The sequence below is a fragment of the Parasphingopyxis algicola genome (genome assembly GCF_013378075.1).
Lineage (GTDB): Bacteria > Pseudomonadota > Alphaproteobacteria > Sphingomonadales > Sphingomonadaceae > Parasphingopyxis > Parasphingopyxis algicola.
Map to the genome: position 1 here is coordinate 988,737 of NZ_CP051131.1, position 22,217 is coordinate 1,010,953.

A 22,217-nucleotide genomic window follows, 5' to 3' on the forward strand; every position below is an offset into this window, starting at 1 on the left:
TATCGCTCCGAATGCGCACATCGTCCGGCATGAACGGCAAACGCATCCTGCTCGTGATCGGCGGCGGCATCGCCGCCTATAAATCCTGCGAGCTGATCCGGCTGATCCGCAAGGCGGGCGGCGCGGTGAGCTGCGTGCTCACCGATGGCGGCGCGCAGTTCGTCACGCCGATGACGCTGGCCGCGCTGTCCGAGGAACAGGTCTATACGAGTCTTTGGGACCTGAAGAACGAAGCCGAAATGGGGCATATCCAGCTTTCGCGCGAAGCCGATCTCATCGTCGTCTGTCCGGCTACGGCCGATCTGATGGCCAAGATGGCGGCGGGTATCGCCGACGATCTGGCGACGACGCTTTTGCTCGCTACGGACACGCCGGTGATGGCGGTCCCGGCGATGAACGTGCGCATGTGGGAACATGCAGCCACCCGGCGCAATGTCGAGCGGCTGCGGGAAGACGGCGTGATCGTGCTGCATCCCGACGAAGGCCCGATGGCCTGCGGCGAATATGGCGAAGGACGGCTGCCCGAGCCCGAAGCGGTTTTCGGAGAAATCGAGCATTTGCTGGACAGCAACGGCGCGGCCCAGGCGCGGCCTCTGGCCGGCAAACATGCCGTCGTTACCGCCGGACCGACCCATGAGCCGATCGACCCCGTTCGCTACATCGCCAACCGTTCATCCGGGCAGCAGGGCTATGCGATCGCCGGCGCGCTGGCCCGGCTCGGCGCGGACGTCACCCTCGTCTCCGGCCCGGTATCGCTCGAAACGCCGCGCGGCGTGAAACGGGTCGATATAGAGACTGCGCTGGAAATGGAGGCTGCGGTCGACGAGGCGCTACCCGCCGATGTCGCGATACTGGTGGCCGCCGTCGCCGACTGGCGCGCGGAATCATCGCCGCGCAAGATCAAGAAGGGCGAAGCCGGCGGGACGCCGCAACTCGACCTGATCGAGAATCCCGACATTCTCGCCGGGCTGAGCCGCAGCGACAAGCGGCCCGGCTTGCTGATCGGCTTCGCCGCCGAAACCGACAAGGTGGTCGGCTATGCCAAGGCCAAGCTCGATCGCAAAGGATGCGACTGGATCGTCGCCAACGATGTGTCGGGGCCAAAAGGACAGAGCGTCATGGGCGGCAGCGAAAACAGCGTCCATGTGATCACCGCCGACGGCGTCGAAAGCTGGGCGCAGATGCCGAAGCGCGACGTCGCCCGCAAACTCGCCGAAAGGATTGCCGATGCGCTTGCCTGATATCGCCATCCAGCTGAAACGGCTGGAGCATGGCGAGGGCCTTCCCATGCCCGCCTATGCCAGCGACGGCGCTGCGGGCATGGATGTCGTGGCGGCCGAGGATTTCACGCTCGAACCCGGCGCGCGGATGGCGGTGCCCAGCGGCTTCGCGATCGCGATCCCCGAGGGCTTTGAAGTGCAGGTGCGCCCGCGTTCGGGACTGGCCCTCAAACAGGGCGTGACCTGCCTCAATACGCCCGGCACGATCGACAGCGATTATCGCGGCGAAGTGAAGATCATCCTCGCCAATCTGGGCAACGAACCCTTTTCCGCGCTGCGCGGCGAGCGCATCGCCCAGCTCGTGCCCGCTCCCGTCCAGCGCGCGGTGCTGACCGAAGTCGACACACTCGACGATACCGAAAGAGGATCAGGCGGGTTCGGCTCCACCGGCCGATGACGCTCACCGACGAGCAGCTTGAGCGCTACGCCCGCCATATCGTCCTCAAGGAGATTGGCGGCGAAGGGCAGAAGAAGCTCCTCAGCGCGACCGTCGCGATCGTCGGCGCGGGCGGGATCGGTTCGCCGCTGATCCAGTATCTCGCCGCGGCCGGCGTCGGCCGGTTGCGGATCATCGACGACGATTCCGTGGCGCTGTCCAATCTCCAGCGGCAGACGCTGTTCGGGACGGACGATATCGGAGCCGACAAAGTGGCGCGCGCGGCCAAGGCCGTTGCACGACTTAATCCCGACATCGTGGTGGAAACGCTCGATCAGCGGCTGACCACCGAGAATATCGAGAGCTTTCTCGACGCCGCGGACGTCATCGTCGACGGCTCCGACAATTTCGAAACCCGGCTGCTCGTTGCCGACACAGCCTGTGGCCGGCACATCCCCCTTGTTTCGGCCGCGATCGGCCAGTTCGAGGGGCAGCTCGGGACTTTTCGCGGTTGGGAACCGGATAAACCCTGTTACCGTTGTTTCGTCGGTGCCGATCCCGACCGGCCCGATATCAGCTGCGCGGACCAGGGCGTGCTCGGTGCGCTGGCCGGCATCATGGGCAGCATGGCGGCGATGGAAACGATCCGCCAGATCACCGGCTTCGGCGAAGACACGGCCGGCAAGCTGCTGCTGTTCGACGCGCTGAGCCTGCGCGCGCGAACGCTGACGCTTCCGAAGGATCCGGGATGCCCGATATGCGCGGCCTGACCATCATCCTGGCGAGCGACGATTCCGAGCGATTGTACTCCGCCCTGTCGATCGCAGCCGCGCATGCCGCCACCGGCGCAAGCACCCGCATTTTCCTCGAAGGCCGATCGGTTGCCTTGCTCGCCGAGCGCTCGCCCGCACCCCGCGACGCCGACCGCAATGCCGGCGGTCTCCCGACACTCGCCGAAATCCGCGCGGAATCTACCCACCTCGGCGTCCGGCTGATCGCTTGTCAGGGCGGCATGGCACTGGCAGAATTGGAGATCGGCCAGCTGGGACCGGACGTGGAAGCCGGCGGTCTGGTCGGGCTGATGACGAGCCTCGGGGATGATCGGCTCATCACTCTTTAGGGGGAGAAACGCCATGACCTTACCCGTTACCGCCGCCCTCGCCGTTGCGATGGGCACGCTCCTGCTGCTGCTCGCGATCGATACGGTGCGCCAGCGCTTCCGGACGAGCACCGCGCACGGGTTCGGGGACGATCAGCGACTGACCAGCGCCTGCCGGTCGCACGGCAATCTCGCCGAACATGCGCCGATCGTCATCATCCTCGTCGCACTGCTCGAACTGAGCCGCGCCGACCATATGGGCCTGATGATCGCGTCGGGCGTGTTCATCGTCGCCCGCCTGCTGCACGTCCACGGGCTCTATAATCCCAAGCCCGACGGCGGCCCGCCGCTTACCCGCGCGCTGGGCGTCATCCTGACCTGGATCGTGATGGCGGTGCTGATCGGCTGGACGCTCTGGCTGCTATCGGGACATCTCGGCTAGCCGCTCAGGAATCCGCCTTCTTCTTGGCCGCGGGCTTCTTTTTCGCCGGCGCCTTTTTCTTTTTGGCGGGCGCCTTGCGCTTCTTCTTCGCCGGGCCCTTCGCCGCGCGTTCGTCGATCAGCTGTGCCGCTTCCTCCAGCGTCAGCTCGTCCTTGTCGACGGTCTTGGGAATCGTCGCATTGGTCGTGCCGTCGGTGACATAGGGGCCGTAGCGCCCGTCCATCAGCTTGATCTCTTCCTCGGTACGCGGATGCTTGCCGAGAACCTTGAGCGGCTCGCGTGCCCCGCGCCCTCGTCCGCCCTTGGTCTTGGCTTCGGCGATCTTCACGACCGCCGCGTTCATGCCGATCTCGAAAACTTCCGCCGTGGTCTCCAACTTCGCATATTTGCCGTCATGGCGAAGATAGGGCCCGTACCGCCCGATCGCCGCCTCGATCTCCTTGCCCGTTTCCGGATGCTCGCCGACTATCCGCGGCAATGACAGCAGCTTGAGCGCCATCTCGAGATCGACATCGGCGCGGGCCACATCCTTGGGGATCGACGCACGCTTCGCTTCCTTGCCCTCGCCGCGCTGGACATAGGGGCCGAAGCGGCCCGTCTTGAATTCGATATCCTCATCGGTCTCGGGATCTTTGCCGAGAACCTCGTCTTCGCCATGATCTTCGCTCTCGCCGCCGCGCTGACCGAACTGGCGCGTATATTTGCACTCGGGATAGTTGGAACAGGCGATGAAGGCGCCATAGCGCCCGCCGCGCAGCGCCAGCCGCCCTTCGTTGCAGCGCGGGCAGAGGCGCGGATCGGAGCCGTCTTCCTGTTCGGGGAAGAGCAAAGGTTCGAGAAACTTGTCGAGTTCGGCGGTGATGTCCGACGGCTTCTGCTCCATCACCTCGTCGGTCTTCGGCTTGAAGTCCTGCCAGAAGGCGGCGAGGATTTCCTGCCATTGCGCACGACCGCCCGAGATATCGTCCAGCTCTTCCTCGAGCCCCGCCGTGAAATCGTAGCTCACATAGCGTTCGAAGAAACGCTGGAGGAACGACGTGACGAGCCGCCCGCTTTCCTCCGGGAAGAAGCGGTTCTTCTCGACCCGCACATATTCGCGGTCCTTGAGCGTCTTGAGAATCGAGGCATAGGTGGACGGACGGCCGATGCCGAGCTCCTCCATCTTCTTGACGAGGCTCGCTTCGGAATAGCGCGGCGGCGGCTGGGTGGAATGCTGCTCGGCCGCGACGCCCTTTTTCGCCGGCGCGTCGCCCTTGTTCATCACGGGCAGGAGTTTCGAATCCTCGTCGCCGTCATCGTCGCGGCCCTCGGTATAGAGCGCCATGAAGCCCGGGAATTTGACGACCTGGCCGGTGGCGCGCAGCGCGGTCTGGCCGGTGCCCTCTTCCATCTCGACCGTCGTACGCTCGAGCCGGGCCGATGCCATCTGGCTCGCCAGCGCCCGCTTGAAGACCAGTTCGTAGAGGCGGGCGTGATCGCCGCCGCCGGCCTTGTCCCGCGAGAAATCGGTCGGGCGGATCGCCTCATGCGCTTCCTGCGCATTCTTCGCCTTGCTCTTGTAGACGCGCGGCTTGTCCGGGACGTAGCTCGCGTCATAGCGGTTCGCGATCGCACCGCGCGCCGCGGAAATCGCCGAGCCATCCATCTGCACGCCGTCGGTCCGCATATAGGTGATCGCGCCGTCTTCGTAGAGCTGCTGCGCGATCCGCATCGTGTGGCTTGCCGCGAAACCGAGCTTGCGCGCGGCTTCCTGCTGCATCGTCGAGGTCGTGAAGGGCGGCGGGGGATTGCGGGTAAGCGGTTTCGTCTCGACCGAGACGATCTTGAACAGCCCGGCCTCGACATCGGCCTTGGCCGCCATCGCATCGCCTTCGCTGCCGATCGTCAGCCGCTCGATCTTGTCGCCCTTCCAACGGACCAGCCGGGCGGTGAATTCCGTTCCGTCCTGTTCCATCTGGGCGGCGATCGACCAATATTCCTGCGGAACGAACGCCTCGATTTCGCGTTCGCGTTCCACCACGAGCTTAAGCGCGACCGACTGGACGCGGCCGGCCGATTTCGCCCCGGGCAGCTTGCGCCACAGAACCGGGGAGAGCGTGAACCCGACCAGATAATCGAGCGCGCGCCGGGCCCGATAGGCGTCGACCAAGTCGTCATCGAGACCGCGCGGATGGGCGATCGCCTCGAGCACCGCATCCTTGGTGATCGCATTGAACGCCACCCGCTCGACCTTGGCCGGCAGCGCCTTGCGCTTCTCCAGAACCTCCTGGACATGCCAGCTGATCGCCTCGCCCTCGCGATCGGGGTCGGTCGCGAGGATCAGTTCCTCGGCGTCCTTGGCCGCGTCGGTGATCGCCTTCAACTGCTTGGTCTTGTCCCCATAGGCCTGCCACTTCATGGCAAAGCCGTTGTCGGGATCGACCGACCCGTCCTTGGGCGGCAGGTCCCGGACATGGCCGTAGGATGCGAGGACGCGATAATCGCCGCCAAGATATTTTTCGATGGTTTTCGCCTTGGCCGGCGACTCGACAACAACAAGTTTCATAGGGCGGACGTTTCTCTCAGATCAGGCCGGGCTCTCATACGCGTACGAGGATGGGATGCAAATCCGGTTCGTCAAGACGGATCGGAAAGACTGACCTTTCCGCCGGCATGCCGCTCGAGGCGCCCCGCCAGCTCGAGTTCGAGCAGGATGGTCTGGACGGCAGCGGGCGCGACGGCGGATTCACGGATCAGTTCGTCGACCGGAACCGGCACCGGCCCGAGAAGCTCCGTGATCGTCTTTCGCTGGCTCGCTTCAACATCCGGCGATGCCGGTTCCGGCCGGTACATGCTGTCCGGCTCCTTGATGCCGGGAACATCGAAGGGCTGCAGCGTGGCGAGCACGTCGTCGACAGTCTGGATCAGCGTCGCGCCGTCGCGGATCAGCTGGTTGCAGCCCTGGGCGCGCGGATCGAGCGGCGATCCCGGAACGGCCATGACTTCGCGCCCGAACTCGTTGGCCTGCCGCGCGGTGATCAGCGATCCCGACCGGGGCGCGGCCTCGACGACGATGGTGCCCATGCCCAATCCGGCGATGATCCGGTTGCGATAGGGAAAATGCCGGGCCTTGGGCTCGCTGCCGGGCGGCTGTTCCGCCACCAGCACGCCGCGCTCGGCGATATCGAGCTGCAAATCCTCATTCTCCGGCGGATAGAAGACGTCGATACCGCCGGCGATCACCGCGATCGTCCCGCTGTCCAGCGCTCCGCTATGCGCAGCGGTATCGATGCCGCGCGCCAGACCCGACACCACCACATAACCCTCGGCGCCCAGCTTGAACGCCAGTTCGCGCGCAAAGCGGCGGGCGGCCGCCGACGCGTTCCGGGCACCCACCATCGCAATCAGCGGCCTGTCGAGCAGCGCAAGATCGCCCCTGACGATCAATACCGGCGGCGCCGTCTGGATCTGGGCAAGCGCGGCCGGATAGGGGCGTTCGTGCAGAAAGATGTAGCGCCCGCCCAATCGCTCCACTTCGGCCATTTCCGCTTCGATGGCACGCGGATCGGCGAGCTTTGGCGCGCGGCCGCCACCACGCCGGGCCAGGTCGGGTATCGCATCGAGCGCGGCTTCCGCCGTGCCGAAGCGCGCCATCAGCTGGGCATAGGTGACGGGACCGATATTCTGCGACCGGGCCAGCCGGAGCTTGGCCGCATATCGGGTCTCAGCCACGGCCCGAACCGCCAACCCTGGGTTCCTCGCGACGGATCAGCCGGCCGATATTGCTGCGATGCTTCCAGAGAACGAGCAGGGCAAGCCCGGCGAAGAGGAACATCAACAGCGCATCGCCCTGCCAATAGGCCGCCGCCGGCAGGGCGAGCGCGGCGCTTATTCCGCCGACCGACGAATAGCGAAACAGCGCGACCATCCCGAGCCAGGCGACCGCAAACACCAGAAGGTAGATCCAGCCGAAGGCCAGTGCGATGCCGAGCAGCGTCGCAACGCCTTTGCCGCCGCGGAATTTGAGCCAGACCGGATAGCAATGCCCCACGAAAGCGCCGATCGCCGCGAGCCGCATCAGCGCGTCCGGATCATCGCCGAGGAGCCGCGCCAGGGTGACGGCGAGAAACCCCTTGGCAACGTCCAGCAGCAGTGTCGCGGCGGCCAGGCCCTTGCGCCCGGTCCGCAGCACATTCGTCGCACCGATATTGCCCGAGCCGATCGCGCGCAGATCTCCTGCACCCATGGCACGCGTCAGCAGCAGACCGAACGGTACGGAACCGAACAGATAGCCGAGGATCAGGGCCAGTGCCGGGGCCAGCCAGAGCGGATCGTCGATAATGGTCATGCCTCCCGTGCCAGTACGGATCGGTCATAGCGCACCAGTCCGATGCTGCAATCGTCGCGGCGATTTCCGTCCATTGCGGCCCGCCCCGCTTGGCAATATGGCAGGACGCCATGCGCGCCGACCAACCCCTGCTGCTGCTCGACACCGGTGTCGGCGGGCTCTCGATACTGGGCCCGATCCGGAAATTGCTGCCCCGGGCGCCGATCGTCTATGCGCTAGACCAGGCGGGATTCCCCTATGGCCAGAAGTCGGAGGCCGAACTCGCCGCCCGCGTGCCCGCGCTCCTCGGACGGCTCGCCGAACATGTCGATGCGCGCCTCGCGGTCATCGCCTGCAATACGGCTTCGGTCATCGCGCTGGACCCGGTGCGTGCGGCGCTCGCCATACCCATCGTCGGCACGGTGCCGGCGATCAAGCCCGCGGCGGCGATCTCGAAATCCCGGGTAATCGGCGTGCTGGGAACCGCCGCCACAGTCCGCCAGCCCTATGTCGACAATCTGTCGCGCGAATTCGCGAGCGACTGCACCGTGATCCGCCATGGCAGCCATGAGCTCGTCGCGTTGGCCGAGCAGAAGATGCGCAGCCGGCCGACCGATCCGAACGCCTATGCCCGAGTGCTGGACGGACTGTTCGGCCAACCCGGGGGCGACAAGATCGATACGATCGTGCTGTCCTGCACGCATTTCCCACTCGTCGAGGCGGAACTGGCTGCAGCCTCGCCGCACCCGGTCGCCTTTGTCCATGGCGGTGACGGCATCGCGCGCCGCGTGGCCCATCTGACCGAAGGCCAGCCCTGGCCGGAAGAACCGCGCCCCGGCACCGCAATCTTCGTTTCGGACGGCAGCGATCCGGAACCCCTGCGTCCCGGCCTCGCGCAATACGGCTTTGAAAATTTTGAGACACTTTAGGCTTATTGCGAGTCGTTCGCGCTGGAAATGGCCGATTCCAGCCATTACATGACCTGCAATCCTAACGCCGGGGAAGATTCTTGGACTATCAGCGCGTATTTTCGAAAGCCATTGAGCGGCTCCACGAAGAGGGCCGCTATCGGGTGTTCATCGATATCCTGCGCAACAAGGGCGCCTTCCCCAACGCCCGCTGTTTTGCGGGGCATAACGGGCCGAAACCGATTACGGTCTGGTGCTCGAACGACTATCTCTCGATGGGCCAGCACCCCAAGGTAATCGAGGCGATGGAAGAGGCGCTGCACGATGTCGGCGCGGGTTCGGGCGGCACGCGCAATATCGGCGGCAACACCCATTATCATATCGATCTCGAGGCCGAACTGGCCGATCTGCATGGCAAGGAAGGGGCGCTGCTCTTCACGTCCGGCTATATCTCGAATGAGGCGACGCTGACGACGCTGGGCAAGTTGCTTCCCGGATGCGTCGTCTATTCGGACGAGCTCAATCACGCCTCGATGATCGCGGGCATCCGCAATGCGGGCTGCGAAAAGCATGTCTGGCGGCACAACGATCTCGGCCACCTCGAAGAATTGCTCGCGGCCGAGGATCCCGAAACGCCCAAGCTGATCGCTTTCGAAAGCGTCTATTCGATGGATGGCGATGTCGCGCCGATCGCTGAGATTTGCGATCTGGCCGACAAGTATAACGCGCTCACTTATTGCGACGAGGTCCATGCGGTCGGCATGTACGGGCCGCGCGGCGGCGGCATCACCGATCGCGACGGAGTCGCCGACCGGGTGACGATCATCGAGGGCACGCTCGCCAAGGCGATCGGCGTGATGGGCGGCTATATCGCGGCCGACAAGATGATCGTCGACGTGATCCGCAGCTATGCGCCGGGCTTCATCTTCACGACCAGCCTCTCGCCGGTCCTCGTCGCCGGTGCGCTCGCCAGCGTCCGTCATCTCAAGGAATCGAGCGAGGAGCGCGAGGCGCAACAGGCGTCTGCGGCGAAGCTCAAGACGATGTTCGCCGAATCCGGGCTCCCGGTCATGGACACGACGACCCATATCGTGCCGCTGATGGTCGGCGACCCGGTCAAGGCCAAGCGGATCAGCGATATCCTGCTCGCCGAGTACGGCGTCTACGTCCAGCCGATCAACTACCCCACCGTCCCGCGCGGCACCGAACGCCTGCGCTTCACGCCCGGCCCGACGCATAGCGAAGAGATGATGCGCGAGCTGGCCGAAGCGTTGGTCGAGATTTGGGACCGGATGGAGCTGCGGCTCGCAGCCTGACGCGCTGGCCGTGTGGCCCAGGCAAATGTGGAAAAAACCACAATGGGTGGTGGCGAAAGCGGGCCATCGCGACTAAATGGGCATTCGCACCGCCCATGGAGGCTCCCATGCCGCACAGCATCGCCATTGCATCCGACCATGCCGCCATCGAGCTGAAGGCGACGCTCGTCGCCTGGCTCGAGGAGCAGGGCCATGACGTGACCGATCTGGGCCCGCATTCCAGCCAGTCGGTCGACTATCCCGATTATGGCTATGCGCTGGCCGAGGCGATCGCGGCGGGCGACGAGCAGTTCGGCGTCGCGCTGTGCGGATCGGGGATCGGCATCTCGATCGCCGTCAACCGCAATCCGGCCTGCCGCTGCGCATTGGTGTCGGACAATCTCTCCGCCCGGCTGTCGCGCGAACATAACGATGCGAACGTCATCGCCATGGGCGCGCGGCTGATCGGCGTCGAAACCGCCAAGGATTGTCTCGACGCCTTCCTCTCCACCGAATTCGGCGGCGACCGCCATCAACGCCGCGTCGACAAACTCGCCAATCCTGCCCCCGCGAGGGAACCCGCCTAAAGGAATTTCCATGAGCACCAATCCCGCCAACCTCAACGATGTCCAGCCGAACGGTTTCTTTTCCGACCGCGTGGAAGCCACCGATCCCGATGTCGGGAAGGCGCTCAAGGCCGAGCTCACCCGCCAGCAGAAGCAGATCGAGCTGATCGCATCGGAGAATATCGTTTCGAAAGCCGTGCTCGAAGCGCAGGGATCGGTGCTGACCAACAAATATGCCGAAGGCTATCCGGGCCGCCGCTACTATCAGGGCTGCGCGCCCTCCGATTCCGTCGAAACGCTGGCGATCGAGCGGGCGAAAGAACTGTTCGGCTGCGGTTTTGCGAACGTCCAGCCGCATTCCGGGGCGCAGGCCAATGGCGCGGTGATGCTGGCGCTGACCAAGCCTGGCGACACGATCCTCGGCATGTCGCTCGACGCGGGCGGGCATTTGACGCACGGCGCGAAACCGGCCCAGTCGGGCAAATGGTTCAACGCGATCCAGTATGGCGTGCGCGAAGACGATCATCTGATCGATTACGACGAGGTCGAGGCGCTCGCCAAGGAACATCAGCCCAAGCTCATCATCGCGGGCGGGTCGGCCTATCCGCGGATCATCGATTTTGCGCGCTTCCGCGAGATTGCGGACATGGTCGGCGCCTATCTGATGGTCGACATGGCGCATTTCGCCGGGCTGGTCGCCGCCGGGGTTCACCCGACGCCGTTCGGCCATGCGCATGTCGTCACGACGACGACGCACAAGACGCTGCGCGGACCGCGCGGCGGCATGGTGCTCACCGACGACGAAGCCATCGCCAAGAAGATCAACTCGGCCGTCTTTCCAGGCCTCCAGGGCGGGCCGCTGATGCATGTGATCGCGGCCAAGGCCGTGGCGTTCGGCGAGGCGCTGCGCCCCGAGTTCAAGGGCTATGCGGCTGCAGTCGTCGAGAATGCGAAGGTCCTCGCCAGCCGGCTCAAGGAGCGCGGCGCCGATGTGGTCTCCGGCGGCACCGATACGCATCTCGCGCTGATCGATCTCCGCCCGCTCGGGGTGACCGGCCGCGATGCCGACGAGGCGCTTGAGCGCGCCGGCATCACCTGTAACAAGAATGGCGTCCCCTTCGATCCCCTGCCCCCGGCCAAGACCAGCGGCATCCGCGTTGGCTCCCCGGCGGGCACGACGCGCGGCTTCGGTCCCGCGGAATTCCGAGAGATCGGCGATATGGTCGCGGACGTGCTCGAAGCACTACGCGAGAAGGGAGAGGATGGCGATCCGGCGGTGGAAGCCGAAGTCCGCCAGCGCGTCGAAACGCTGTGCGACCGTTTTCCGATCTATCCCGAGCTTTAGTGCATTGAATGCGACGGCACCGGCCCGCTCCCCCTCCCGGCCTCCCACAGGACAAACTCATTGGGAGGCCGGGAGGGGGAGCGGGCCGGTATCGCACTCTTAGGAGACCATAATGCGCTGTCCCTTCTGCGCCCATGATAGCAGCCAGGTAAAGGACAGCCGGCCCACCGAAGACGGGGCGACGATCCGGCGGCGGCGGCAATGCGAGAGCTGCGCGGCGCGGTTCACGACGTTCGAGCGGATCCAGCTGCGCGAGCTGACGGTCATCAAGAGCAAGGATCGCCGCGAGCCGTTCGACCGCGACAAGCTCCACCTTTCCGTATCGCTCGCCTGCCGCAAGCGGGGCGTCGAGCAGGAACAGATCGACCAGCTCGTCTCCGGAATCCAGCGTCAGCTCGAGACCAGCGGCGAGACCGAGATCGAGTCGAAACGGATCGGCGAGATGGTGATGGAAGGGCTGCAGCAGCTCGACAGCGTCGCCTATATCCGCTTCGCCAGCGTCTACAAGGATTTCCGCGAAGCCAAGGATTTCGAGGAGTTTGCCGGCACGGTGAAGGACCTGTTCGAGGAGTGACAGTGCCTACACCCGGCCATCCTGAGCGAAGTCGAGGGACAGCATCGAGCGAAGCCGAGATGCGTTCAAACGCCCCGCCGCCCAGGATCGTCCTTGTCCGCCCGCAGCTCGGCGAGAATATCGGCAAGGCGGCGCGGGCGATGCTCAATTTCGGGCTGACCGACATGGCCATCGTCGCCCCGCGCGATGGCTGGCCCAATCCGGACGCGTTTCCGGCCGCCTCGGGCGCCGACAGCGTGCTCGAAAATGCGAAAGTTTGCGAAAGTGTCGCGCAGGCGGTGGCCGACTGTTCGCATGTCTACGCAACCACGGTCCGGAAGCGGGGTTCGAGCAAGCCGGTGCTGAATCCGGCCGAAACCGCCGCCAACATCCGCCAACTTCCGGCACCATCGGCGATCCTTTTCGGCCCGGAACGTTCCGGTCTCGATGCGGACGATGTCGCGCTCGCGGGCACGATCGTGACCGTTCCGGTGAACCCCGATTTCAGCTCGCTCAACCTCGCCCAGGCGGTCATTCTGATGGCCTATGAATGGTCGAAGGGCGCCGGTCTCGCCATCCCGACCGAGAAGGAACCGCTGCCGCCCGCGCCCCAGGCCGAACTCGACGCCCTGATCGCGCATCTCGAATCGGCCCTCGAACCGACCGGCTATTTCTTCCCGCCCGACCGTACGCCGACGACGAAGCGCAACCTCAGGACGATGCTGACCAAGCCGGGCTGGAGCGCGCCCGATATCCAGGCGCTGCGCGGGATCATCTCCGCACTCGAGAAGAAGCGCTAGAGCGTTATCGGTTCAGATTGAATCGTCATTGCGAGGGCCAAAGGCCCGCGGCAATCCAGAGCCGCAGACGCCATCGCTGGCGGCTCTGGATTGCTTCCTCGCCCCGAAACAAGTTCGGGGCTCCTCGCAATGACGATAGTAGTGCAACCAAGGACGATCACGCTCCGGCCGCCGCGATCCGCCGCCCGGCAATCTCCATCGCCGTCCGGTACGCCGCCAGCCGTACTTCCTCGGCAAGACCCGAATCGGGCAGGGTCCGCGCCAGCACCATGCCGCCCACGCACAAAGCCGCCAGCGACAGCGCGGCCTCGCGTTTCGGTCCGGCCTTTTCCGACATACCGTTCTCGAACAGGCCCACCATCGCCGTGAGGAGCTGCTGATAGGCGGCGCGCACCTGCGGATTGGCCCGGGCGATATCGGACGGCAGCGCGATCATCGGGCATTGACCGTCGAGATCGCCCAGATGTTCGGCCGAGAGATAACCGTCGATCATCTGCCGCGCCATGTCCGGCCCCGGCCGCGCCGGATCGACTCCGGCATCCGCGCGCCATTCGGCGCCCCGCCCCATCAGGAAGCTCGACACCGAAGCGGCGTACAGCGCCTCCTTGCTGTCGAAATGATTGTAAAAGCCGCCGCGCGTCAGCCCGGCATCGCGCATCACCATGTCGATCGTCACATCCTCGAAGCCGTAACGGTTGAACAGGATGCGCGCCGCCTCGACGATCCTCGCCCGCGTTTCGCGCTTGTGTTCGGGACTATAGGGCATGATGCTCCTCCTCCGGACGCCGCGATAGCATCGCTCTAAATATGTTCTTTAACATATTTAGATGGCGTTTATCCCTTTGCGAAACGGAGGGCGCCCGAACGGCGTTTTCCGTCATTGCGAGGAGGCCCGAACCCAGGTTCGGGCTGACGCGGCAATCCAGAGCAGCGGGCGATGCGCATGCAGCTCTGGATTGCCGCGCGCCTTCGGCGCTCGCAATGACGAAGGCGTGTTGCAAGGGACCGAACACGATGAGGATTTCCGCTCTGCCGTTTGCCGATACCGAATTTACCTCTCGACACAGGAGATAAAGATCATGCCGAAATTCGTATTTGCCTATCATACCGGTCCCGACTTCAGCCCGCCCGCGGACGGCCCCAAGCATATGGAGGAATGGAAAGCCTGGATGGCGGGGCTCGGCGACCAGGCCGTCGATCCCGGCCTCGCCGTCGGCCCTTCCAAGACCGTGGGTCCGGACGGAGTCGCCGATGGCGGCGGACCGAGCCCGCTGGCCGGCTATACCGTCGTCCAGGCCGACGATATCGACGCCGCGGTCGAAATGGCGCGCGCCTGCCCGCATATCGCGCTTGGCGGTACGATCGAAGTCGCCCCGGACATGGAATTGCCGATGTAGGGCGGCGGGCGAAGACGAGCGGGAAAAGCCATGCGTGAACTGGCCATACTCACCTTCCTGACGCTGGACGGCGTGATGCAGGCGCCGTCCAGCCCGGACGAGGACGGTTCCGGCGGCTTCGCGCAGGGCGGCTGGGCGCAGGACCATTGGGACGAGGTCATGGCGCAGGTCGCCGTGGAAGCGATGCACGAACCCTATGACCTGCTGCTCGGGCGCAAGACCTACGACCTGTTCGCCCCGCATTGGTCGGCCGCGCCGCCCGAGGAGGGGCCGGCGGCAATGCTGAACGATGCGGTCAAACATGTCGTCACATCGCGCTCCGACGGTCTCGACTGGCAGAATTCCCGGCCCCTGACCGGCGATGTCGGCGCGGCGGTGTCCCGCCTCAAATCGGAGGACGGCGCGCTGATCCAGGTGCATGGCAGCTGGCAACTGATCCAGGCACTGCTCGAACACGATCTGATCGACGAGTATCGGCTATGGACGTTTCCCGTGGTCCTGGGCGCCGGCAAACGCCTGTTCGAGGATGGAGCGCCGCGACGAAAACTGGCGCTCGCGAAAACGGCGGCGACGCCGGGCGGCGCCGTCATGCGGATCTATCGCCGCGGATGAATTGGTCTGCCGGGTTTTCTCGGATGCCTTTTTTGTCAGACCTTCGCTAACGCTCAGGCGCCGCACCGGCCCTCTCCCCCTCCCGGCCTCCCGGCCTCCCAACAGGGTACACTCAATGGGAGGCCGGGAGGGGGAGAGGGCCGGTGCGGCGATTTTCCGCGAGGGAAATTCTGACAAAAAGAATCCCCCTACCCCCGCATCTCGTCGTACCGCACGAATTCATAGGCAATCGAGCTTTCGACGAGCATCTCCCACAGCGCGGCGGCGAGCGGCACGGGCACGCCGAGTTCCGCCGCATGCGCTTTCACATTGGCGATCACATCGGCCTTGCGCTGCTCGTCGCGCACCGTTTCGCGGCTTGGCTTGATGCGCGCGGCCGCCTCCATATAGCCGAATCGCCGCGCCATCAGCGCGACGAGCGCGCGGTCGATCGCATCGACGCCCTCGCGCACCTCTGTCATGGATTCGCAAGACGCGGGATCGACCGTGTCTTCGACGGATTTTGCTGTACTCATGCCCAGCGTCTCTAACCCGCGCGCCGCGAATGTCGAGATGGCGCCCGCACGCGCATTGGCCTAGACCGCTCCCAGGCTTTTGCGAGAGACCATGCATTTCACGGATTTCGACCCCGAAACATTCCTGCGCGATCATTGGCAGAAAAAGCCGCTGCTGATCCGCGACCCCTGGAACGCGTGGCGGAACCCGCTCGACCCGGACGAGCTTGCGGGCCTGGCTTGCGAGGAGGCGGTGGAATCGCGGCTCGTCGCGCACGCGGCGGACACGGACGGCGACAGATGGGCGGCAGAGCACGGCCCCTTCCGCGAAAACCGCTTCGGCGAGCTGCCGCCGCAGCGATGGACGCTGCTCGTTCAGGCCGTCGACCATTATGTGCCGGAGGTCGCCGCGCTGATCGAGCCGTTCCGCTTCATCCCCGACTGGCGGATCGACGATGTCATGGCGAGCCTGGCCGCGAACGGGGGCGGTGTCGGCCCGCATTTCGACCAATATGACGTGTTCCTGATCCAGGGGCTCGGGAAGCGGCGCTGGCAGATCGGCGCCACGTGCGACGACAAAAGCGCGCTGCTGCCGCATGACGATCTGCGTTTGCTCGCGCAGTTCGAAGCGACGGAGGAATGGGTGCTGGAACCGGGCGATATTCTCTACATCCCCCCGGGCATCGCGCATAATGGCGTCGCGGTCGGCGACGATTGCATGACCTATTCGATCGGATTCCGGGCGCCGTCGCGATCCCAACTGATCGCGCACTGGGCGGACCATGTGCTGGCGGAGCTGACCGAAGACGATCGCTACACGGATCCCGATCTCCGGCTTCAGGGCAATCCCGGCGAAATTTCAGCCGAAGCCATCGCGAAACTGCACGCCATGGTCATGGAAAGAATGGGCGGCCGGAACGCTTTCGCGCGCTGGTTCGGCGAATTCAGCACGTCGCCCAAATATCCCGATATCGACTGGCGGCCCGATGCGCCGATGGACGCAGCGGAAATCCGCCGGCGGTTGGAAGCAGGCGCGACGCTCGTCCGCAACCCGGCGAGCCGCTTTTCGTTCGTGCAGAAGGATGCGGGAGGCGCGCTGCTGTTCGTCGACGGGGAATGTTTCGAATGTAGCGAAGAAAGCGGCGCGTTTGTCGAACGGCTTTGTGCGGAAGACAGCGTTGCAACGGAGCCGAGCCTGATAAAATCGGAGCCGGCGATGGAATTGATCAGGACGCTGGTCGATCGGGGCAGCGTGACGTTCGAGACCGACGATTGATCGCTGAACGCGAAATCGTTAAAGCGCCTGCGCCGCCGCCCATCCGCTTGCCCAGGCCCATTGGAAATTATAGCCGCCGAGCCAGCCCGTCACATCGACGGCCTCGCCGATGGCGTAGAGGCCCGGCACGGTTTTCGCCTCCATGGTCTTCGACGACAGCCCGTCCGTGGCGATCCCGCCGATCGTGACCTCGGCCTTGGCGAAACCCTCGGTGCCATTGGGCCGGAAGCGCCAGTCGGCGAGCTGGTTCTCGGCCCGGTCCAGCGCCTTGTCCGGCAGGTTGCCGAGATCGCCGTCCAGCGCCAGCCGTTCGGCCAGCGTCGTGGCGAGCCGGTCGGGGAGCGCATCGCGCAGCACGGCCCGCACCGTGCCACGCGGATGAGCGCGCTTGGCGCCGGGCAGCCAGCCGCTGTCCCGCTCCGGCAGAAAGTCGATCCCGACCTCGTCGCCATGCCGCCAATAGGAGGATATCTGCAGGATGGCCGGGCCGGACAGACCCCGATGGGTGAACAGCGCCGCCTCGCGAAATTCGGTCTTGCCGCAGCGCGCGACGATATCGGCGGCGACGCCCGAGAGTTCGCGGAACAGCACATCCCCGCCGCCCAATGTCAGCGGGACGAGCGCGGGGCGCGGTTCGACGACCTTCAACCCGAACCGGCGGGCCAGATCATAGGCGAAGCCGGTCGCGCCCATCTTGGGAATCGAAGGCCCGCCCGTGGCGATCACCAGCGCGGGCGCCTCGTCCGTGCGGTCGCCATGCGTCACCCGGAACCGGCCGTCCGCATGCGCGACATCGGCGATCTCCCTGCCGAGCGCCAATTCGACGCCGCCCTTGGCTCCTTCGTCGAGCAGCATATCGACGATCTGCCGCGCGGACCCGTCGCAAAATAGCTGGCCGAGCGTCTTTTCGTGCCAGGCGATGCCATGGCGTTCGACGAGCGCGATGAAATCCTCCGCGCCGTATCGGCTGAGCGCGGACTTGGCGAAATGCGGATTGGCCGAGAGATAGCGGTCGGGCGCGGTATGGATATTGGTGAAGTTGCAGCGCCCGCCCCCCGAGATCAGGATCTTCTTGCCCGGCGCATTCGCCCGCTCGATCAGCAATACCCGCCGCCCCCGCTGGCCCGCGAGCGCCGCGCAGAACAGCCCGGCCGCGCCCGCGCCGAGGATGATCGCATCATAGCCGGCGTTCATCGCCGCGCGCCCGTCGCGGCCGTCGCCTCCCGCCATTCTCCGGGCGCTAAGCCGTCGACCGTCCACTCGCCGATGCTCCAGCGCACGAGCCGCAGGGTCGGAAAGCCGACCGCCGCCGTCATCCGCCGTATCTGGCGGTTGCGGCCCTCGCGGATCGTGAGCTTGAGCCAGCTGTCTGGAATCGACTTGCGCACCCGGATCGGCGGATCGCGGGGCCACAGATCGGGATCGGCAATGCGTTCCGCCCCGGCCGGGCGGGTCGGGCCGTCCTTCAGTTCCACGCCGCGCCGCAACCGGTCCAGCGCTGCGTCATCGGGTTCGCCCTCCACCTGCACAAGATAGGTTTTCGCCATCTTGAACTTCGGATCGGCGATCCGCGCCTGGAGCCGGCCGTCATCGGTCAGCAGCAACAGCCCCTCGCTATCCCGGTCCAGCCGTCCGGCCGGATAGACGCCCGGCACGTCGATAAAGGCCGACAGCGTCGGGCGCGCCGTCGGCGACCCGCTATCGGTGAATTGCGAGAGCACACCAAAGGGTTTGTTGAACAGGATCAGCCGCGCCATGCGCGTCCCCCTGCACCATTTCGGCGCGGAATCCTATTTCCCTTCCATCTGCCTCCGGCGCGTCGGACGGTCGCTAGAGGCGATCGAGGCTGAGCCAACCGTCCGCGCCGAGCCAGACGCGTTCGAGCGCGGCATCGGCGGCGGCCGCTTCGACCGGATTGCCGAGTGCCCGTTCGGTCTCGGCGAGGCCGTACAGCGCCCAGCCATTGGCCGGCGCCTTCACGAGCGCGGCCATGAACGCGTCCTTCGCTTCCGCGTAGCGCCCGGCCCGGTAGAGCGCCGCGCCGAGCGACTGGCTGACCGGATAATACCAGTAGGGCGGCTCGGTATAGGGCAGCGCGTCTTCGAGCGCGATCGCCTCGCGGTACAGCGCGATCGCCTGGTCATGCGCGCCATCGGCATAGGCGAGCCGCGCCCGCGCCACCGCTTCGGCGAGCGTCAGCAATTCGGGCGCGGGAACGCCCTGTTCGATCATGACGGACAGATCGGCATCGGTCCGGATGGCGTTGAGCGCTGCGATTTCGCGGCCGAACCCGTCGGCATCGCCGAGCTGCGCATAGGCGAGCGCGCGGGCATAGTGCCGGATGCCGACGACATAGGGCAGCCGCAGATCGGCCTCGCGCATTTGGAGAATCCGCTCGGGCGCCGCGAACTGGGCAGCCGCCATATAGGGCGCGGCGTGGATCGGCTGGATCCAGGCGATCTGCGCGGCGACATCGGTGTCGAGGATGCGCTGGAGGCGCACCGATTCGCGGATCGCGGTCGGCATGTCGCCCGCCATCTGCGCCGAGGTCACGATGAAATGCACATTGTGCGGATAATAGCCGAAGCGATAGAGGCCGTCGTCGCCGACATTGGCCAGATAGGCTTCGTCGGAGCGCGCCGCCGCGACATTCACGCGGATCGAATCGGCATAGCGGCCGATCCGGTAGAAGATATGCGCGGGCATATGGACGAGATGGCCGGCGGACGGCGCGATCCACTCGGCGAGCCGGTCGGCCGCCGCCTCGGCCTTGGTCGGATCGCCGCTATTCTCCATCAGGTGGATGTAGAGATGCGCGGCCTGGGGATGGACGAGATTGCGGTCGAGCACTCCCTCGATCAGGCGCACGCCCTCGCCGACCCGGCCGACGCTGACCTGCCCGCCCGGCTCCCAATAGTTCCAGGGGCTCGTATCCATCGCGGCTTCGGCGGCGAGCACGGCGATCTCGTCATTGTCCGGAAAGCGCGCCGCGACGGCCAGCATCGCCTCGGCATAGGCGGTATCGAGCGTCGCCCGGTCGGCATCGGGAGCGGCCGAATAGCGCGTCGCGAGCGCATCGATCAGCGCCTGCCCCTCGGGCGCGGCGTTGGCGCGCAAGGCGACGGCCCGGCCGATCGCGGCGAGCGCCGCCGGGTTCGCGGCCGGGTCCATCGGCGCGTTGATGTTCGGGCCGAGCGCCAGCGCCTCGCCCCACCAGCACATCGCGCATCCGGGATCGAGCGCCTGGCCGGCCTGGAAGGACCGGATCGCGGCGTGGTGGTTGAAGCCATAGGTCAGCATCAGCCCCTGGTCGAAATAGCCGCGCGCCGTCTCGTTGTCCGAGTCGGCAGAGAGCTGGAACGACGGCACATCGTCGAACAGCGGCATCGGCGCGGCAGGCTCGCCCTGGGAGAGCGCCATGGCCGAAGCCAGCTGCAGCCGCGCGTCGAGCGCGCTGATACCGCTCCGCTGGCTGCATATGGCGATGGCGCGGCGCACCGGATCGAGCATCGCCAGCGTCTCGGCCGACGGCCCGGCATTCGCGGTTTCCACCGCCACGCTTTGCGGCACGGCGACCACACAGGCGAGGCTGGCGCCAAAGAATAGCTTTTTCATCGGAAGTCCCCTGTTGCGGCAGGCCGCGCCGACCGGACCCGAATACGCAGGGAAAATGCCGGACAGCGCACATTGCGAGGCAAGACAGCCTGTCGGATACACCGGATTATGCCAGATTAGGGTCCGGATTTCCACTCGCGCAGGCGGCGGTGACGTCAGGGCCCACGCTTTTCCGGTGCGCGGATCGCGCCGGACGCGGCGGCGCCCAGCAATCGGCGGAAATTCGGGCATTCCATATGGCTGGGCGCCGGGCAAGCCGCGGCGTGGCGCAGGCCGTCCCGCATCGCGCCCAGCCGGCGGATCGTCGCGTCGAGCTCGTCCGCCTTCGCCGCCAGCGCATCCCGGTCGATGCGCGGCCGCCCGTCGGGCGCGAACATCTGCGCGATCTCCTCGAGCGAGAAACCGGCGGCCCGGCCGAGCGCGATCAGCGCCAGCCGCTGCAGCACGCCGGGCTCGAACAGGCGGCGCAGACCGCGCCTGCCGATCGATTCGATCAGCCCGCGCTCCTCATAATAGCGCAGGGTCGAGGCCGGCACGCCGGACCGTTTCGCCACCTCCGCTATGTCCAGTGCCTTCACCGCTTGACCTCAAGTTGACTTGAAGTGGCAGAATGCAGCTTTCGATTCTCGCTGACAAGCAAAAAGGATGACATGATGAACGCTGCAAACCCGATCGACAATACCCCGACGGCCGTGTGGAATGGCGCCGCCGGAGAGGCCTGGGTCGACGCCCAGGCCCTGATGGACGGAATGTTCGCGCCGATCGAGGCGCTGCTCGTGGAGACGGTTTCGGCCGACCCGGCGCGGAACGTTCTGGATGTCGGCTGCGGCACGGGCGGCACGACGCTCGCCATGGCGCGCGCCATCGGTGCCCAGGGCCGCTGCACCGGTATCGATATCTCCGAGCCGATGATCGCCGCCGCCCGGGCCCGGGCCGATACGGAAGCCGTTCCGGCGGACTTCATCTGTGCCGACGCGCAAACTCACCCCTTCGAACCCGGCCGGTTCGACCGGGTCGTGTCGCGATTCGGCGTCATGTTCTTCGACGATTTCACGCGCGCGTTCGCCAATCTGCGACGGGCGGCCACGGACGACGCCCGGATGCGCCTGATCGCCTGGCGCAGTCCCGAGGAAAATCCTTTCATGACCGCCGCGGAAAGGGCGGCCGCCCCCCTGCTCCCCGATCTGCCGCCCCGCAATCCCGACGAACCCGGCCAGTTCGCTTTTGCCGACCGGGACCGGCCGCATCGCTTCTTGAAGGAAGCCGGCTGGACCGGGATCGATATCACGCCGATCGATTTCCGCTGCACCTTTCCCGAACCGGCGCTCGAACGGTATCTCGCCCGGCTCGGTCCGGTCGGCCGGGTCCTCGCCGGCACGGACGAAGCGACGCGAGCGAAGGTCGTTGCGGCGGTTCGCCCGGCCTTCGATCCCTATGTCGCGGAATCCGAGGTCCGGTTCACCGCCGCCTGCTGGATGATCGACGCGCGGGCGCCGGCGGCCTGACCGCCGCCGCTCGCGTTCCCATCCTCAGCACCCCGGAAAGCGCGCCTGTTGCGGCGGCCGATCCCGACCGGTCAAAGGCCTTTTGACGCGGTTGAGATATCTCTGTAGCGATTGGGCGCTATCGGGGATGGTTGAGATGCTGAGCAGGCCGTTATTGACCACGCAGGAAATCGCGACGCTGCTGAAGGTGCGCGAGCCCACCGTGCGGGGCTGGATACATGATGGCGGCTTGCGCGCGATCAAGCTCAGCCGCGAATTCCGCGTGGTAGCAAAGGACCTGGAAGCATTTCTGAATGCCCGAGCCACTCAACCAAGCCCGACCGATCGCCGACCGCGATAACGGCGATA

Annotated in this window: 25 protein-coding genes; 16 read left to right on the forward strand and 9 right to left on the reverse strand. The window is 65.8% G+C overall.

Annotated elements, in window-relative coordinates; translation table 11 throughout:
- Positions 1–29: 29 nt before the first annotated feature.
- From coaBC to HFP57_RS04940, 5 genes are read left to right on the forward strand one after another with little or no spacing between them, the layout of a single operon-like run.
- A complete protein-coding gene (coaBC, locus tag HFP57_RS04920; protein ID WP_176868746.1) occupies positions 30–1,241 on the forward strand; it encodes a bifunctional phosphopantothenoylcysteine decarboxylase/phosphopantothenate--cysteine ligase CoaBC in 1,212 nt (403 codons plus the stop codon).
- Positions 1,228–1,677, forward strand: coding sequence for a dUTP diphosphatase (gene dut, locus HFP57_RS04925; protein ID WP_176868747.1), 450 nt, complete (start codon positions 1,228–1,230; stop codon positions 1,675–1,677). Before coaBC ends, dut begins: the two co-directional genes overlap by 14 nt.
- Entirely contained in the window at positions 1,674–2,426 is a 753-nt protein-coding gene (locus tag HFP57_RS04930; RefSeq protein WP_176868748.1) for a HesA/MoeB/ThiF family protein, read from the forward strand. Before dut ends, HFP57_RS04930 begins: the two co-directional genes overlap by 4 nt.
- The gene (locus HFP57_RS04935) at positions 2,414–2,776 is read left to right on the forward strand and encodes a peroxiredoxin (protein WP_176868749.1); all 363 of its coding nucleotides are present in this window, start codon (positions 2,414–2,416) and stop codon (positions 2,774–2,776) included. Before HFP57_RS04930 ends, HFP57_RS04935 begins: the two co-directional genes overlap by 13 nt.
- A gap of 13 nt (positions 2,777–2,789) precedes the next feature.
- Complete coding sequence (locus HFP57_RS04940; RefSeq protein ID WP_176868750.1) at positions 2,790–3,197, forward strand: MAPEG family protein; 408 nt, start codon at positions 2,790–2,792, stop codon at positions 3,195–3,197.
- A 4-nt stretch (positions 3,198–3,201) separates the two neighbouring features.
- On the opposite strand, the gene topA is transcribed toward HFP57_RS04940, so the two are convergent.
- The 3 genes from topA to plsY all read right to left on the reverse strand — a co-directional run bounded on the left by topA (position 3,202) and on the right by plsY (position 7,524).
- Positions 3,202–5,742 (reverse strand): type I DNA topoisomerase, encoded by a 2,541-nt coding sequence (topA, locus tag HFP57_RS04945; RefSeq protein ID WP_176868751.1) that lies wholly within the window; start codon positions 5,740–5,742, stop codon positions 3,202–3,204.
- A gap of 71 nt (positions 5,743–5,813) precedes the next feature.
- Positions 5,814–6,908: a DNA-processing protein DprA gene (dprA, locus tag HFP57_RS04950; RefSeq protein ID WP_246263374.1), complete on the reverse strand. Its 1,095-nt coding sequence runs from the start codon at positions 6,906–6,908 to the stop codon at positions 5,814–5,816.
- A complete protein-coding gene (gene plsY, locus HFP57_RS04955; protein WP_176868752.1) occupies positions 6,901–7,524 on the reverse strand; it encodes a glycerol-3-phosphate 1-O-acyltransferase PlsY in 624 nt (207 codons plus the stop codon). The genes dprA and plsY overlap by 8 nt, the downstream gene beginning before the upstream one ends.
- 110 nt (positions 7,525–7,634) lie before the next feature.
- Here plsY and murI point away from each other — a divergent pair, with 110 nt between their 5' ends.
- From murI to HFP57_RS04985, 6 genes are all read left to right on the forward strand, one after another.
- Positions 7,635–8,432, forward strand: a complete 798-nt coding sequence (gene murI / locus HFP57_RS04960; RefSeq protein WP_176868753.1) for a glutamate racemase — start codon at positions 7,635–7,637, stop codon at positions 8,430–8,432.
- Between the two features lie 80 nt (positions 8,433–8,512).
- A complete protein-coding gene (gene hemA, locus HFP57_RS04965; RefSeq protein ID WP_176868754.1) occupies positions 8,513–9,727 on the forward strand; it encodes a 5-aminolevulinate synthase in 1,215 nt (404 codons plus the stop codon).
- 107 nt (positions 9,728–9,834) lie between these two features.
- Positions 9,835–10,293 carry a ribose 5-phosphate isomerase B gene (rpiB, locus tag HFP57_RS04970; RefSeq protein WP_246263376.1) on the forward strand — a complete coding sequence of 153 codons (459 nt, stop codon included), beginning with the start codon at positions 9,835–9,837 and terminating at the stop codon, positions 10,291–10,293.
- A gap of 10 nt (positions 10,294–10,303) precedes the next feature.
- Positions 10,304–11,617 carry a serine hydroxymethyltransferase gene (gene glyA, locus HFP57_RS04975; protein WP_176868756.1) on the forward strand — a complete coding sequence of 438 codons (1,314 nt, stop codon included), beginning with the start codon at positions 10,304–10,306 and terminating at the stop codon, positions 11,615–11,617.
- 112 nt (positions 11,618–11,729) lie between these two features.
- Entirely contained in the window at positions 11,730–12,191 is a 462-nt protein-coding gene (gene nrdR, locus HFP57_RS04980; RefSeq protein WP_176868757.1) for a transcriptional regulator NrdR, read from the forward strand.
- 59 nt (positions 12,192–12,250) lie between these two features.
- A complete protein-coding gene (locus HFP57_RS04985) occupies positions 12,251–12,970 on the forward strand; it encodes an RNA methyltransferase (protein ID WP_176868758.1) in 720 nt (239 codons plus the stop codon).
- A gap of 157 nt (positions 12,971–13,127) precedes the next feature.
- Here the strand turns inward: HFP57_RS04985 and HFP57_RS04990 are convergent, their stop codons facing one another.
- Positions 13,128–13,736: a TetR/AcrR family transcriptional regulator gene (locus HFP57_RS04990; RefSeq protein ID WP_176868759.1), complete on the reverse strand. Its 609-nt coding sequence runs from the start codon at positions 13,734–13,736 to the stop codon at positions 13,128–13,130.
- 313 nt (positions 13,737–14,049) lie between these two features.
- Here HFP57_RS04990 and HFP57_RS04995 point away from each other — a divergent pair, with 313 nt between their 5' ends.
- Both HFP57_RS04995 and HFP57_RS05000 read left to right on the forward strand, forming a co-directional pair.
- Positions 14,050–14,367 (forward strand): YciI family protein, encoded by a 318-nt coding sequence (locus tag HFP57_RS04995; protein ID WP_176868760.1) that lies wholly within the window; start codon positions 14,050–14,052, stop codon positions 14,365–14,367.
- Between the two features lie 30 nt (positions 14,368–14,397).
- Positions 14,398–14,979, forward strand: a complete 582-nt coding sequence (locus HFP57_RS05000) for a dihydrofolate reductase family protein (protein ID WP_176868761.1) — start codon at positions 14,398–14,400, stop codon at positions 14,977–14,979.
- A gap of 188 nt (positions 14,980–15,167) precedes the next feature.
- Here HFP57_RS05000 and HFP57_RS05005 read toward each other — a convergent pair whose 3' ends face one another.
- On the reverse strand, positions 15,168–15,494 hold the full coding sequence (locus tag HFP57_RS05005) for a chorismate mutase (protein WP_246263378.1): 327 nt from the start codon (positions 15,492–15,494) through the stop codon (positions 15,168–15,170).
- A gap of 91 nt (positions 15,495–15,585) precedes the next feature.
- Between HFP57_RS05005 and HFP57_RS05010 the strand changes: the two genes are divergently transcribed.
- Positions 15,586–16,749 carry a cupin domain-containing protein gene (locus tag HFP57_RS05010; protein WP_176868762.1) on the forward strand — a complete coding sequence of 388 codons (1,164 nt, stop codon included), beginning with the start codon at positions 15,586–15,588 and terminating at the stop codon, positions 16,747–16,749.
- A gap of 18 nt (positions 16,750–16,767) precedes the next feature.
- On the opposite strand, the gene HFP57_RS05015 is transcribed toward HFP57_RS05010, so the two are convergent.
- The 4 genes from HFP57_RS05015 to HFP57_RS05030 form a co-directional block, all read right to left on the reverse strand.
- Positions 16,768–17,979 (reverse strand): BaiN/RdsA family NAD(P)/FAD-dependent oxidoreductase, encoded by a 1,212-nt coding sequence (locus HFP57_RS05015; RefSeq protein ID WP_246263385.1) that lies wholly within the window; start codon positions 17,977–17,979, stop codon positions 16,768–16,770.
- Positions 17,940–18,506, reverse strand: coding sequence for an rRNA large subunit pseudouridine synthase E (locus HFP57_RS05020; protein ID WP_176868763.1), 567 nt, complete (start codon positions 18,504–18,506; stop codon positions 17,940–17,942). Before HFP57_RS05020 ends, HFP57_RS05015 begins: the two co-directional genes overlap by 40 nt.
- Before the next feature lie 73 nt (positions 18,507–18,579).
- Positions 18,580–20,364: a tetratricopeptide repeat protein gene (locus HFP57_RS05025; protein ID WP_246263388.1), complete on the reverse strand. Its 1,785-nt coding sequence runs from the start codon at positions 20,362–20,364 to the stop codon at positions 18,580–18,582.
- A 155-nt stretch (positions 20,365–20,519) separates the two neighbouring features.
- On the reverse strand, positions 20,520–20,942 hold the full coding sequence (locus tag HFP57_RS05030; RefSeq protein ID WP_176868764.1) for a helix-turn-helix domain-containing protein: 423 nt from the start codon (positions 20,940–20,942) through the stop codon (positions 20,520–20,522).
- Between the two features lie 72 nt (positions 20,943–21,014).
- Between HFP57_RS05030 and HFP57_RS05035 the strand changes: the two genes are divergently transcribed.
- Together HFP57_RS05035 and HFP57_RS05040 are read left to right on the forward strand one after the other, a co-directional pair.
- Positions 21,015–21,869, forward strand: a complete 855-nt coding sequence (locus HFP57_RS05035; RefSeq protein WP_246263390.1) for a class I SAM-dependent methyltransferase — start codon at positions 21,015–21,017, stop codon at positions 21,867–21,869.
- 127 nt (positions 21,870–21,996) lie between these two features.
- Positions 21,997–22,209, forward strand: a complete 213-nt coding sequence (locus HFP57_RS05040) for a helix-turn-helix domain-containing protein (protein WP_246263392.1) — start codon at positions 21,997–21,999, stop codon at positions 22,207–22,209.
- The last annotated feature ends 8 nt before the right edge of the window (positions 22,210–22,217 follow it).

Coding starts and splice junctions, on each gene's coding strand:
- coaBC (WP_176868746.1), top strand. CDS start 30: ATGAACGGCAAACGCATCCTGCTCGTGATCGGCGGCGGCATCGCCGCC.
- HFP57_RS05010 (WP_176868762.1), top strand. CDS start 15,586: ATGCATTTCACGGATTTCGACCCCGAAACATTCCTGCGCGATCATTGG.
- HFP57_RS04940 (WP_176868750.1), top strand. CDS start 2,790: ATGACCTTACCCGTTACCGCCGCCCTCGCCGTTGCGATGGGCACGCTC.
- HFP57_RS04930 (WP_176868748.1), top strand. CDS start 1,674: ATGACGCTCACCGACGAGCAGCTTGAGCGCTACGCCCGCCATATCGTC.
- HFP57_RS04935 (WP_176868749.1), top strand. CDS start 2,414: ATGCGCGGCCTGACCATCATCCTGGCGAGCGACGATTCCGAGCGATTG.
- murI (WP_176868753.1), top strand. CDS start 7,635: ATGCGCGCCGACCAACCCCTGCTGCTGCTCGACACCGGTGTCGGCGGG.
- HFP57_RS05040 (WP_246263392.1), top strand. CDS start 21,997: ATGGTTGAGATGCTGAGCAGGCCGTTATTGACCACGCAGGAAATCGCG.
- glyA (WP_176868756.1), top strand. CDS start 10,304: ATGAGCACCAATCCCGCCAACCTCAACGATGTCCAGCCGAACGGTTTC.
- dut (WP_176868747.1), top strand. CDS start 1,228: ATGCGCTTGCCTGATATCGCCATCCAGCTGAAACGGCTGGAGCATGGC.
- HFP57_RS05025 (WP_246263388.1), bottom strand. CDS start 20,364: ATGAAAAAGCTATTCTTTGGCGCCAGCCTCGCCTGTGTGGTCGCCGTG.
- HFP57_RS04995 (WP_176868760.1), top strand. CDS start 14,050: ATGCCGAAATTCGTATTTGCCTATCATACCGGTCCCGACTTCAGCCCG.
- nrdR (WP_176868757.1), top strand. CDS start 11,730: ATGCGCTGTCCCTTCTGCGCCCATGATAGCAGCCAGGTAAAGGACAGC.
- plsY (WP_176868752.1), bottom strand. CDS start 7,524: ATGACCATTATCGACGATCCGCTCTGGCTGGCCCCGGCACTGGCCCTG.
- HFP57_RS05020 (WP_176868763.1), bottom strand. CDS start 18,506: ATGGCGCGGCTGATCCTGTTCAACAAACCCTTTGGTGTGCTCTCGCAA.
- rpiB (WP_246263376.1), top strand. CDS start 9,835: ATGCCGCACAGCATCGCCATTGCATCCGACCATGCCGCCATCGAGCTG.
- HFP57_RS05000 (WP_176868761.1), top strand. CDS start 14,398: ATGCGTGAACTGGCCATACTCACCTTCCTGACGCTGGACGGCGTGATG.
- HFP57_RS05015 (WP_246263385.1), bottom strand. CDS start 17,979: ATGGCGGGAGGCGACGGCCGCGACGGGCGCGCGGCGATGAACGCCGGC.
- HFP57_RS04985 (WP_176868758.1), top strand. CDS start 12,251: ATGCGTTCAAACGCCCCGCCGCCCAGGATCGTCCTTGTCCGCCCGCAG.
- HFP57_RS05035 (WP_246263390.1), top strand. CDS start 21,015: ATGATGAACGCTGCAAACCCGATCGACAATACCCCGACGGCCGTGTGG.
- HFP57_RS04990 (WP_176868759.1), bottom strand. CDS start 13,736: ATGCCCTATAGTCCCGAACACAAGCGCGAAACGCGGGCGAGGATCGTC.
- topA (WP_176868751.1), bottom strand. CDS start 5,742: ATGAAACTTGTTGTTGTCGAGTCGCCGGCCAAGGCGAAAACCATCGAA.
- HFP57_RS05005 (WP_246263378.1), bottom strand. CDS start 15,494: ATGAGTACAGCAAAATCCGTCGAAGACACGGTCGATCCCGCGTCTTGC.